10 protein-coding genes are annotated in these 9,292 nt (G+C 72.9%); 4 read left to right on the forward strand and 6 right to left on the reverse strand.

The annotated features are described in order from the left end of the window. Positions 1–199: 199 nt before the first annotated feature. The 3 genes from VIU94_RS38260 to VIU94_RS38270 all read right to left on the reverse strand — a co-directional run bounded on the left by VIU94_RS38260 (position 200) and on the right by VIU94_RS38270 (position 4,526). Complete coding sequence (locus VIU94_RS38260; RefSeq protein WP_331919125.1) at positions 200–1,024, reverse strand: enoyl-CoA hydratase/isomerase family protein; 825 nt, start codon at positions 1,022–1,024, stop codon at positions 200–202. A 17-nt stretch (positions 1,025–1,041) separates the two neighbouring features. After that, on the reverse strand, positions 1,042–3,264 hold the full coding sequence (locus tag VIU94_RS38265; RefSeq protein WP_331919127.1) for an acetate--CoA ligase family protein: 2,223 nt from the start codon (positions 3,262–3,264) through the stop codon (positions 1,042–1,044). A 122-nt stretch (positions 3,265–3,386) separates the two neighbouring features. Beyond that, positions 3,387–4,526, reverse strand: a complete 1,140-nt coding sequence (locus tag VIU94_RS38270) for a flavin-containing monooxygenase (protein ID WP_331919129.1) — start codon at positions 4,524–4,526, stop codon at positions 3,387–3,389. Between VIU94_RS38270 and VIU94_RS38275 the strand changes: the two genes are divergently transcribed. Genes VIU94_RS38275 through VIU94_RS38285 form a run of 3 tightly spaced genes read left to right on the forward strand, consistent with a single transcriptional unit; the run spans position 4,525 to position 5,543 of the window. Then, the gene (locus VIU94_RS38275; RefSeq protein ID WP_331919131.1) at positions 4,525–4,665 is read left to right on the forward strand and encodes a hypothetical protein; all 141 of its coding nucleotides are present in this window, start codon (positions 4,525–4,527) and stop codon (positions 4,663–4,665) included. The two genes, VIU94_RS38270 and VIU94_RS38275, sit on opposite strands and share 2 nt — an antisense overlap. Before the next feature lie 33 nt (positions 4,666–4,698). Then, positions 4,699–5,148 (forward strand): DoxX family protein, encoded by a 450-nt coding sequence (locus tag VIU94_RS38280; RefSeq protein WP_331919133.1) that lies wholly within the window; start codon positions 4,699–4,701, stop codon positions 5,146–5,148. Next, a complete protein-coding gene (locus VIU94_RS38285; protein WP_331919135.1) occupies positions 5,148–5,543 on the forward strand; it encodes a Zn-ribbon domain-containing OB-fold protein in 396 nt (131 codons plus the stop codon). The genes VIU94_RS38280 and VIU94_RS38285 overlap by 1 nt, the downstream gene beginning before the upstream one ends. Before the next feature lie 36 nt (positions 5,544–5,579). Here VIU94_RS38285 and VIU94_RS38290 read toward each other — a convergent pair whose 3' ends face one another. The 3 genes from VIU94_RS38290 to VIU94_RS38300 form a co-directional block, all read right to left on the reverse strand. Then, complete coding sequence (locus VIU94_RS38290) at positions 5,580–6,257, reverse strand: pyridoxine/pyridoxamine 5'-phosphate oxidase (protein ID WP_331919137.1); 678 nt, start codon at positions 6,255–6,257, stop codon at positions 5,580–5,582. An 8-nt stretch (positions 6,258–6,265) separates the two neighbouring features. Then, positions 6,266–7,504 carry an FAD-dependent monooxygenase gene (locus tag VIU94_RS38295; protein WP_331919139.1) on the reverse strand — a complete coding sequence of 413 codons (1,239 nt, stop codon included), beginning with the start codon at positions 7,502–7,504 and terminating at the stop codon, positions 6,266–6,268. A 167-nt stretch (positions 7,505–7,671) separates the two neighbouring features. Then, the gene (locus VIU94_RS38300) at positions 7,672–8,859 is read right to left on the reverse strand and encodes a thiolase C-terminal domain-containing protein (protein WP_331919141.1); all 1,188 of its coding nucleotides are present in this window, start codon (positions 8,857–8,859) and stop codon (positions 7,672–7,674) included. A 133-nt stretch (positions 8,860–8,992) separates the two neighbouring features. On the opposite strand from VIU94_RS38300, the gene VIU94_RS38305 reads away from it, so the two are divergent. After that, a partial coding sequence (locus tag VIU94_RS38305) for an acyl-CoA dehydrogenase family protein (protein ID WP_331919143.1) occupies positions 8,993–9,292 on the forward strand: 300 nt, incomplete at its 3' end.

The raw sequence follows: 9,292 nt of genomic DNA on the forward strand, positions 1-9,292 counted from the left end.
CCCGGGGGCCGACGCCCGCTAGGGGCTCAGGCGGTCGAGAGCTCCGTCTGCCGCGGCGGCAGTCCACGCCGCGGGTGTCGCCCCGGGGGCCAACGCCCCGACCGGCCCCGGTAGTCCGCCGTCTCCGGCGGCATCCGCGAGCGAACGCCCCGCCGGTCGCGACGGCGCCCCGCGGCGCGTGCGCCGCGCCGACGCCCCCCTAACGCCCCCAGTACTCCGCCGCCCGCCGTTCCACGAAGCTCGCCACGCCCTCGTTCGCGTCCCTCGTCGTCATGTTGATCTCCTGGGCCGCGGCCTCGGCCGCGAAGGCGGTGGTGCGGTCGGTGTCCAGGGAGGCGTTCACCAGCTGCTTCGTCAGGGCGAGGGCGCGGGTCGGGCCCTGGGCCAGGCGTTCGGCCCATTCGCGGGCCGTCTTCTCCAAGTCCTCCGGCGGGACCACGCGGTTGACCAGGCCCAGGCGCTCCGCGTCCGCCGCCGGCAGCGCGTCGCCGAAGAACATCAGCTCCTTCGCCCGCTGCGGGCCGACAAGCCGCGGCAGCAGGTACGCGCCGCCGCCGTCCGGGACCAGCCCGCGCCGTACGAACACCTCGATGAACCGCGCGCCCTCCGCCGCGAGCACCAGGTCGCAGGCGAACGCCAGATGCGCGCCGATCCCGGCCGCGGTCCCGTTGACCGCCGCGATCACCGGCTTCTCGCAGTCGAGCACGGCGGCGATGAAGCGCTGCGCGCCGCGCTGGATGGTCCGGGCGACGTCGCCGGGGATCCTCCCCCTGCCTTCGGCCGGGGGGACCCCCATCTCGCTTCGCTCGCCGGACGCGGGTGCGCCCCGCAGGTCCGCGCCCGCGCAGAAGCCCTTGCCGGTCGCGGTGACGACCACCGCCCGTACGTCCGGGTCGGCGGAGGCGTCCGCGAGCAGCTCCATGATCCGCTCCCGCTGGTCCCAGGTGACCGCGTTCATCGCCTCGGGGCGGTTGAGCGTGATCCAGGAGACGCCGTTCTCCATGGAGTGCAGTACGTCGCTCATGTCGTACGGGTCCTCTCTCAGCGGCACACGGCCAGCGCGTCGAGCGCCACCGCGCCCTGCCCGCGCGGCAGCACCATCAGCGGATTGATGTCCAGCTCGGACAGTTCCCCGTCCAGCTCCAGGGCCATGCGCTGCACCCGCAGCACGACCTCGACCAGCGCGTCGACGTCCGCCGGCGGCGCGCCCCGCACGCCCTCCAGGAGCGCGTGGCCGCGCAGTTCGCCGAGCATGTCGCGGGCCTGCTGCTCGCCGAACGGGGGCACTCGTACCGCCGTGTCGTTCAGGACCTCGACGAGGACGCCGCCCAGGCCCACGGTCACCGTCGGCCCGAAGAGCGCGTCCCGGGTCACGCCCACCACCATCTCGACGCCCTTGGCGACCATCTGGCAGACCAGGACGCCGTCGAGGTCGACGCCCTCGTAGCGGGCGATGTCGGTGAGCTCGCGGTACGCGTCGCGGACCTGGCTCGCGGAGGTCAACCCGACCTTCACCAGGCCGAGTTCGGTCTTGTGCGCGAGCTGTGCCCCGGACGCCTTCATCACCACCGGGTAGCCGACGAGGCCCGCCGCGCGGACCGCGGCCGCCGCGCTGGTGACCAGCTGCTCGCGCGGCACCCGGATCCCGTACGCGCGCAGCAGCTGCTTCGCGCCGTGCTCGCTCAGCCGCCGGCCCGGCCGCATCAGGGCCTGGGCCTTGCGGAAGGAAGGGGACGGGGTGCGCGGGGCCTCGTCGAAGGGGGAGCGGTAGGCGCTGGTGAAGCGGTGGTGGTCGAGGTGGGCGCGGACGGCGGTGATGCAGTTGGCGAAGGTACGGAACGTGGCGACGCGGGAGGAGCCGAGGAGGGTGCGGCGGTAGGCGTCCTCGGTGCCGACCGGCGAGCCCCAGACGACGCAGACGAGCTTGTCGGTGGCCTCGGCGGCGTCGACCAGGTCCTGGGCGAGCTTGTCGCTCATGGGCGGGAAGGGGCCGGTGATCGGACAGATCAGCACCCCCACCTCGGGATCGGCCAAAATCGCGTCGATGATCTTGCGGCCGCGCCAGTCGCCCACCGGGTGGCCGCCGTTGTCGACGGGGTTGGCGACGTTGAGGTACTCCGGGATCCACTGGTGCAGCTCGTCCTGCTTGGCGCTGCTGAGCGTGGGGAGGGTGAGGCCGGCGGCGGTGGCGAGGTCGGCGAAGTGGGCCCCGGTGCCGCCGGAGATGGAGTAGACGACGACGCCGTCGGCGACCGGCTTTCGGGCGCGGGCGAGCAGGGCGGCGGTGTCCTGGAGCTCGTCGAGGCCGTCGACGCGGATGATGCCGAACTGGCGCATGGCCGCGTCGACGACCTGGTCCGCCCCGGTCAGCTTGCCGGTGTGCGAGGCGGCGGTACGGGCGCCGGTCTCGGTGCGGCCGACCTTGACCGCGACGACCGGGACGCCGGCCCGGGCGGCACGGTCGGCGGCGAGCAGGAAGGAGCGGCCGTCCTTGAGGCCCTCGACGTAGCAGGCGATGGCCCCGACCTCGGGGCGCTGGGCGAAGTACGAGATGAAGTCCGCGGTCTCCAGGTCGGCCTCGTTGCCGGTGGGCGCCCAGTGGGAGAGCCGGACGCCGAGCTCCTGCATGGTGAAGACGGGCCGGCCCTGGTGGCCGGACTGGGTGATGAGGGCGACGGCGGGTCCGTCGAGGTCGTCGCGGAACTTCTCGAAGGCGTTGAGGTTGGTGTTCGGCCCGAGCAGCCGGAGCCCCGACCCTTCGACCGCCTCGGCGAGCCGTTCCTGCGCGGCGGCCCCCTCCGCCCCGGTCTCGGCGAACCCGGAGGCGAAGGCGACGGCGAACCTCACCTTGGCCTCGGCCAGTTCGGCGACGAGCGGCAACGGGTCGGCGACCAGCAGCACGGCGAGGTCGACGGGCTCGGGCAGCGCGCCGACGGACGGCACGCACGGGATCCCGAACACCGCCTCCCGGCTCGGATGCACCGGATGCAGCCGCGCCCCCACCCGCTCCGCCCACGCGACGAGCTGCCGCGTGATGCCGGTATTGGGCCGCCCCTCGGCGTCGGAGGCCCCGACGACGGCGACCGACTCCGGCCGGAAGAACCGGTCGAGCTCGGGCACGGCCGCGTACAACGCCCGCCCGCTGACATCCACATCCCCGGGCACGGCCGCCACTCCGTGCACGACGTTCCCGGGCTGCTCCCCGCAGGCGACCACGCGGGCGCGGAGATCGGTGGTGAAGGTGCCGTGGGTCGATCCAAGCATCGTTCCGCCCTCGCCGCTCTGACTCCAACTGGACCTGACGCATTGTCAGATTACAAGTCTGACGCTGTGTCAGGAACAGTCGTGCAGGCGAAGGATGGCGAAGGGCCCCCCGAGACGATGCGCTAGCGGCCCGATGCGATCCGCTTCGCGATGCGTTCCGCGTCGATCGCGATCTCGCGGAGCATGCCGCTGATCGGGTTGGTGAAGCCGGTGAAGTAGAGGCCGGGGGCGGTGGGCGGGGAGTGGGGGCCCGTGGTTCTCGGGTGACCTCGGTCGTCGAGGACGTCGAGGTGGGCCACCAGGGGTTCCAGGGCGCGGCGGTAGCCGGTGGCGGCGATGACCGCGTCGGGGCTGAGGTGCGTGCCGTCGGCGAGGACGACCTTGTCGGCGGTGAACGAGGCGACCGCGGCGACCGGTTCGACCCGGCCCGCCTGGATCGCCTCGATCAGGCCCACGTCCTGGACCGGGATCGCGCCCTCGCGGACGCGGGAGTACAGGCCCGTGTCCGGGCGGGGCAGGCCGTGGGCGGAGAGGTCCGGGACCGAGATGCGGGCGATCAGCTCGCCGGCCTTGTCGACGAGGCGGACCGGCAGGCGGCGGACCAGGATGCCGGTGCGCTGGGCCGGCCAGCCGGCCGTCGAGCGGCGCACGATGTGCGGGGCCGTGCGCACCGCGAGCCGGACCCGCGCCGCGCCGCCCTCCGCCAGGTCGGCGGCGATCTCCGCGCCGGTGTTGCCGACGCCGACGACCAGGACGTCCTTGCCCGCGTACGGGTCGGGCGCGCGGTACGCGCTCGCGTGCAGCAGCTCGCCCTCGTACCCCTCCCGCCCCGGCCAGTCCGGCAGTCGCGGCGTGTGGTTGTAGCCGGTGGCGACCACGACCGCGCGGCCGGTCAGCCGCCGTCCGCCGGTCGCGTGCAGGAGCCAGTCGTCGCCCGCCCGCTCGACCCGGGTGACCTCGACGCCGGTCACGATCTCCAGCTCGTGCACGTCCGCGTACTTCTCCAAGTACCGCACCACGTCGGCGCGGGCGACCCAGCGGCCGAAGGAGCGGGGTATCGGCAGTCCGGGCAGCGCGGACAGCCGGCGGGTGGTGTGCAGCCGGAGCCGGTCGTAGTGCGCGCGCCAGGACGCGCCGACGGAGTCGGACTTCTCGAGGACGACGGCGCGTACGCCCCGGGCGCGGAGCGCGGCGGCAGCGGCGAGTCCGCCCGGCCCGCCGCCGATGACGTAGACGGGGTGGTCGTGGGAGGTGGTGGCCATGAATGCCGAGCGTAATGACGTGGTCACCTCATGGGTCTCGGTCAAGACGGGAATCGGTTGCGAATCGGTCACGCTCGTGCGGCTCTTGTGTGCGTCGTGCGCACCTCTTGCGCCGGGCGGCGCCCATCCGCTGAACTGACGTACCGTCAGATCTGGCAGGGAGGGGTCCGGGATGCAGACCGTCTGGCTCACCGGCGCCGAGTGGCTCGCCGTCCTCCGCATCGGCCTCGGCCTGTGGTGGCTGGAGAGCTGGCGTCACAAGGACAAGAAGGGCTGGTTCGAGCGCGGGACCGGCATCGCCTGGGCGGCGGACGTCGCGGGCAAGCACCGCTGGGGCTTCGTCCGAGCCGGCTTCGAGCGGGTCGTCGCGCCCCGCCCCAAGCTCATGGCGTACGTCGTCGTCTACGCCGAACTCGCCCTCGGGCTCGGCCTCGTCGTCGGCCTGCTCACCCCGGTCGCCCTGGTCGGCGGGCTGCTCCTGAACCTGCTCTACCTCGCCTTGATGATCCACGACTGGGCCGAGCAGGGGCAGAACGCGATGATGGCGCTCATCTCGCTGGTCGCCCTGCTCGCGATGTCCTGGCAGACCTGGTCCCTCGACCACGCGATCGGACTCTTCTGATGACGGCCGTTCCTGACGTCGACGCCTTCACCCGGGCCTACTGGGACGCCGCCGACCGAGGCCGGCTGCTCATCCGGCGGTGCGGGGCCTGTGGGAAGGCCCACCACTACCCGCGCGAGTTCTGCCCGTTCTGCTGGAGCGAGGACGTGTCCTGGGAGCAGGCGAGCGGCGGGGCCACGCTCTACACCTGGTCCGTCGTGCACCGCAACGACCTGCCGCCCTTCGGGGAGCGGGTGCCGTACGTCGCCGCCGTCGTCGACTTGGCGGAGGGGCCCCGGATGATGACCGAGGTCGTGGACTGCGCGGAGGCGGACCTGCGGATCGGGATGCCGCTGCGGGTCACGTTCCGGACGGGCGACGAGGGCCCCGCGGTACCGGTGTTCGTGCCGGCCTGAGGCCGCGGGCCGTCGCGTTCGGTCGTGTCCCGTCCGTCACGGCCAGAGCAGCTCGGTCGTCCACGCGTCGCCCTCGCGCCGGTAGCGCAGTCGTACGTGCCGCCGGCGCTCGTCGCCCTGGAAGAACTCGACCTCGCGGGGCTCCAGCACGTACGCCGTCCAGGTCTTCGCCTCCGCCTCCGGCTCCCGCTGCGCCCGCTCCCAGGCCGCGGCGCTCGCGTCCGCCAGCGTGGCCAGGTCGGGCAGCGGCTCGCTCTGCCGGCCCACCAGGGCAGCGGCGAGCGCGCCCGTCGACCGGGCGTGCAGATCGGCGTACGCCTCCTCGGCGCTCCCGGTCGCGACGCGGCCGCGGACGCGGACCTGGCGGCCCTGGACGGGCCAGTAGAAGCCGAGCGCCGCCTCCGGGCGGGCGGCGAGCTGGCGGCCCTTCGCGCTGGTCGCGTGCGAGGCGAAGTGCCAGCCGCGGGCGTCCGCGTCGTGCAGCATCAGCGTCCGGACGTCCGGCCGCCCGGCCTCGTCCACGGTCGCCAGGTGCATCGTGTGCGGCTCCACCGCCCCGGCCCCGGCCGCCTCGACGAACCAGTCCCGGAAGAGGGCGACCGGCTCGGCGGGTGCGGCGGCCGGGTCGAAGGCGGGAAGCTCGACGTCCCAGACCCTCTGGGTGCGGAGGGTCTGGGTGAAGAGCGAGTCGTTCGTGGCGGTCGTAGGAGTCATGGGAGCCATCATGCGACGGGCGAGTGTGTTCCGTACTCCGTGACCGGCACCGCGTGGGACGCCTTCTGGACGTCCTCGCGGATCTTCTTCGCGATGAGGTTCTTGAGCGGGGTGCGCGGGAGGACGCGGAGCATGAACAGACGCATCCCGATCTTGCGGCGCGAGGACACCGTCATCTCCTTCGCGAAGCCCTCCGCGAACTTCTGGTTCTGCTCCACGCCCGGCCGCATCACCCGCTCGTAGGCGTCGAACGCGACCGTGTGGTCGCCGGCCGCCGCGGCGAGCTCGCCGGCGAGGGTGTACGCGCCGAGCAGCGCGAGACCGGTGCCCTGCCCGGAGGCGGGGGAGGCGCAGTGCGCCGCGTCGCCGAGCAGCACGACCCGGCCCTTCGACCAGCGGTCCATCTCGATGAGGGCGAGCGAGTCGAAGTAGAAGTCCTCGGCCTGGTCGGCGTGGTCGAGCAGCTGCGGGATCTCCCAGCCGTCGCCCGCGAAGTTCTCGCGCAGGATCTCCTTCTGCTGCTTCGTGTCGCGGTGGTCGTACCGCAGCTCGGGCGAGGAGAAGACGAAGCTGTTCTTGGCGGTGGTCTCGCCGGCCGAGCTGTAGACCGAGATCAGCTTGTGCGGGATCGCGTGGTACGTCTCCCACTGCTGGAGGCCCAGGTGGTTGGGGGCGGTGAAGATGGAGATGTACGCGCCGAGGTGGCGCTTGAACTGGCGCTCGTCGCCGAAGACCAGCCGCCGCGTGTTCGAGTGCATCCCGTCCGCGCCGACGACGAGGTCGAAGCGGCGTACCGTCCCGCTCTCGAAGGTGACCTCGACGCCGTCCGCGTCCTCCGCGAGCGAGGCGATCGAGTCGCCGAAGAGGTACTCGACGTCGTCGCGGGTCCGCTCGTACAGGATCCGGGAGAGGTCGCCGCGCATGATCTCGTCGTCGTCCTCGGCCCGACCGCCGAATATCTCCGCGGGCAGCTCGCCGACCGTCCGACCTCTCTCATCTACGTACGAACCGCCGTCCATGTCCGTAGAGTTGGCGCGGATCTCGTCCAGGATGCCCATCCGGCGGCAGACTTCGATCGCGGTGCCGCGGATGTCGACCTTGTAGCCGCCGGAGCGCAGCTCGGCGGCGCGCTCGACGACGGTCGGGGCGAAGCCGTAGCGGTGCAGCCAGAGGGCGAGGGCGGGGCCCGCGATCGAAGCGCCGGAGATGAGGACGGTCTTGGCGGGAGCGGCGGCGGTGCTGGTCATGTCAGGACTCCTTGTCGGGTGGTGCGGGGCCTCTCCGGCCCCGCACCAGTGACTATACGGATGTCCTACACGCTTGTCTATGACGCTTGTATAGATTCTTCGAGCGGAGGCGAGAGAGGGGCCGGGAGGGAGGTCGGGAGAGGGTCGGGAGAAGGGCCGGGAGGGCCTCACCCCCGACCCAGCACCACCGTCCCCGACGAGCAGAACCAGCCCCCCGTCCCCGACGCCACCGCCAGCTCCGGCAGGCTGCCGTCGGCCCGCACCACCTGTCGTCCGGTCGCCTCGCCGCGCAGTTGCCGCACCGCCTCCACCAGCAGGAACAGGCCCCGCATCCCGGGGTGACAGGCCGACAGGCCGCCGCCGTCGGTGTTCACCGGCAGCCCTCCGCCGCCGACCGTCAGCCGGTTCTTCTCGACGAACGCGCCGCCCTCGCCCTTCGCGCAGAAGCCGAGGTCCTCCAGGGTCACCAAGGTCATGTACGTGAAGGCGTCGTAGATCTGGGCGAGATCGATGTCCTGCGGCCGGACCCCCGCCCGGTCGAACGCCAGTCGGCCGCTCACCGCCGCCGGGGAGACCGTGAAGTCCTCCCACTCCGACATCGTGGTGTGCGAGACGTGCTCGCCCGCGCCCAGCACCCAGACCGGCGTCCTCGCCGTGTCCGGCACGTACTCCTCGGCGACGAGCAGCACCGCGCAGCCGCCGTCGCTGCGGATGCAGCAGTGCAGCTTGGTGAACGGGTCGGCGATCATCGGGCCGGACAGCACGTCGTCGACCGTGATCGGCTCGCGGAACATCGCGTCCGGGTTGAGCGCGGCGTTCGCCCGCGCCTGCACCGCGACCTCGGCGAGCTGCTCCAGCGTCGTGCCGTACTCGTGCATGTGCCGCCGGGCCGCCATCGCGTACTTGGCGATGAGCGTGTGGCCGTACGGGACCTCGAACTGCAGCGGCCCGCGCGCGCCGAACGACAGGTTGGAGGTGCGGCGGCGCGCCTTGATGTCGGCGCGCGCCGTGGAGCCGTACACCAGCAGGACGGCGTTCGCGTGACCTGCGGCGATGGCGTCGGCGGCGTGCGCGGCCATGACCTCCCAGGTGGCGCCGCCGACGGCGGTCGAGTCCACCCAGCGGGGCCGCAGCCCCAGGTACTCGGCGACCTCGACCGGCGCGAGCGTGCCGAGGCCCGCCGAGCCGAAGCCGTCGATCAGTGAGCGGTCGAGCCCGCTGTCCGCGAGGGCGCGGCGGGCGGCCTGGGCGTGCAGGGCGTAGGGGGTGGCCTCGTCGACGCGTCCGCCGTCGGACAGGGCTATGCCGACGACGGCGACGCGGCGACCGGCGCGGTTCCGTGAAGTGGTGGGCATGAATCTGACGGTACATCAGATAGTGCGGTCGGACCCCCGGCTTCGTACGCCTGCGATCAGTCCCGCCGTACCCCTGTGCATCCCCGCCGCCCCGGCCTAACATGACGGGCCGTCAGATACGGAGGGGAGCTCCATGGACGCCGCCTTCACCGAGGAGCAGGACGAGATCCGCCGCACGCTGCGGGAACTGCTCGCCAAACGGTCCGGACCCGACGAGGTCCGGGCCGCGGTCGCCACCGCCGCCGGACACGACCCCGAGCTGTGGACCCAGCTCGCCGAGCGGCTCGGGCTGCCCGGACTCGCGCTGCCCGAGGCGTACGGGGGCGTCGGCTGCGGCCCCGCCGAACTCGCCCTCGCCTGCGAGGAGACCGGCCGCGCGCTCGCGCCCTCGCCGCTGCTCGCCACCGCGGCCCTCGCCGCCCCGTTGATCGCC

It is taken from the genome of Streptomyces sp. (assembly GCF_036566765.1).
In the GTDB taxonomy this organism is placed as follows: Bacteria; Actinomycetota; Actinomycetes; order Streptomycetales; family Streptomycetaceae; genus Streptomyces.

Bases quoted from the DNA above. Each gene is read 5' to 3' on its own strand.
- VIU94_RS38260 (WP_331919125.1), bottom strand. From the start codon at position 1,024: ATGAGCGACGTACTGCACTCCATGGAGAACGGCGTCTCCTGGATCACG.
- VIU94_RS38265 (WP_331919127.1), bottom strand. From the start codon at position 3,264: ATGCTTGGATCGACCCACGGCACCTTCACCACCGATCTCCGCGCCCGC.
- VIU94_RS38275 (WP_331919131.1), top strand. From the start codon at position 4,525: ATGAATGCCGAGCGTAATGACGTGGTCACCTCATGGGTCTCGGTCAAG.
- VIU94_RS38270 (WP_331919129.1), bottom strand. From the start codon at position 4,526: ATGGCCACCACCTCCCACGACCACCCCGTCTACGTCATCGGCGGCGGG.
- VIU94_RS38280 (WP_331919133.1), top strand. From the start codon at position 4,699: ATGCAGACCGTCTGGCTCACCGGCGCCGAGTGGCTCGCCGTCCTCCGC.
- VIU94_RS38285 (WP_331919135.1), top strand. From the start codon at position 5,148: ATGACGGCCGTTCCTGACGTCGACGCCTTCACCCGGGCCTACTGGGAC.
- VIU94_RS38290 (WP_331919137.1), bottom strand. From the start codon at position 6,257: ATGACTCCTACGACCGCCACGAACGACTCGCTCTTCACCCAGACCCTC.
- VIU94_RS38295 (WP_331919139.1), bottom strand. From the start codon at position 7,504: ATGACCAGCACCGCCGCCGCTCCCGCCAAGACCGTCCTCATCTCCGGC.
- VIU94_RS38300 (WP_331919141.1), bottom strand. From the start codon at position 8,859: ATGCCCACCACTTCACGGAACCGCGCCGGTCGCCGCGTCGCCGTCGTC.